The following is a 1,191-nucleotide window of genomic DNA, read 5'->3' on the forward strand; positions in this document are numbered from 1 at the left end:
CACAGTACACGACAGTCAGGGTGAGGCCGGGATGATGAGGTGAAATTGCAGATTCTTCGCCAAAAGGATCTTCGCCATGTCGCCGCTCCATACCGCCCTCATTGAGACGTTAGGTTGCCACTTTGTTTTGAGCAAGAGCCGGCTTGCCACGTTGGCTGCTCTGATGCTCGGGTTTATCCAGTCGCGCACGGTCAACCTGTCGCATCTGGCCGTCCATTTAGGGGGGTCAGCCCGACCTGCATCGAAGTATCGTCGCTTGCAGCGGTTCTTCCAGTTCATTCGGCTCGACCAGGACGTGGCGGCATGGCTTGTCGTGACTATGCTCAACCTGACCCGTCCGAAAGACCTGGCGCTCGACCGCACCAACTGGAAATTCGGTGCGCGCGACATTAATGTCCTGATGCTGGCGATTGTTACCCGGCGTTTCCGTATTCCTCTTCTGTTTGTTCTCCTGCCGCATCAGGGCAGCAGTGACATGGAAACCCGCATCGCCCTGATGCGTCGCTATCTCGCTTTGTTTCCCGCCACGTCCATCCGCTGCCTATACGCAGACCGCGAGTTTATCGGCGTGGAGTGGATGGATTTCCTGAACGAAAACAATATTTCCTTTGCCATCCGGGTCAGAACCGACATGACGCTGACCCTTGACGACGGCCGGGGATGGTCACTTGCCACGCTCCTGCGCCACCGGCGTGCCCGACGAACGGTCTTCATCACGACTGGCCGGATCAACGGGCAGACAGGCTCAACAAGCCAACCTGTCTTTCTCGCCGCCAAACGGCTTGCCGATGGGGAATGGCTGCTCGTGGCGACAAACCGGAGGGACCCTGCACGAGCGCTCACGCAATACCGAAAGCGCTGGGGGATCGAGTGCCTGTTCGGCGATGCCAAGACGCGCGGCCTCAACATCGAGGACACACATATGATCAACCCCGAAAAACTGGCAAGCCTCCTCGTCATCCTCATGCTCGCTATGACCTGGGCCTACAGGTGCTCGACAAAGGCCATGGGGATGAAAGCTATCAGCCGAAAGAGCCATGGCAGACGCGCAAAATCATGGTTCCGCATCGGGTTCGATACCCTCAGGGATTGGATCATCAATCAACCCAAAAACGCGCGCGATGCCTGGACCCAGAACGCTCCCAGAAACCAATCCCTCTCAACGCCCCAAACTTGAGTCGTGTACTGTGC

Annotated in this window: 1 protein-coding gene; it reads left to right on the forward strand. The window is 57.7% G+C overall.

Translation table 11 applies throughout. The features are described 5' to 3' along the window. The first annotated feature begins 76 nt into the window (after positions 1–76). Positions 77–1,177 carry an IS4 family transposase gene (locus DMO26_RS33450; RefSeq protein ID WP_117196538.1) on the forward strand — a complete coding sequence of 367 codons (1,101 nt, stop codon included), beginning with the start codon at positions 77–79 and terminating at the stop codon, positions 1,175–1,177. Positions 1,178–1,191 lie beyond the last annotated feature (14 nt).

The organism is Rhizobium terrae (genome assembly GCF_003425685.1).
GTDB classification, from domain to species: Bacteria; Pseudomonadota; Alphaproteobacteria; order Rhizobiales; family Rhizobiaceae; genus Neorhizobium; species Neorhizobium terrae.

Coding starts and splice junctions, on each gene's coding strand:
- DMO26_RS33450 (WP_117196538.1), top strand. CDS start 77: ATGTCGCCGCTCCATACCGCCCTCATTGAGACGTTAGGTTGCCACTTT.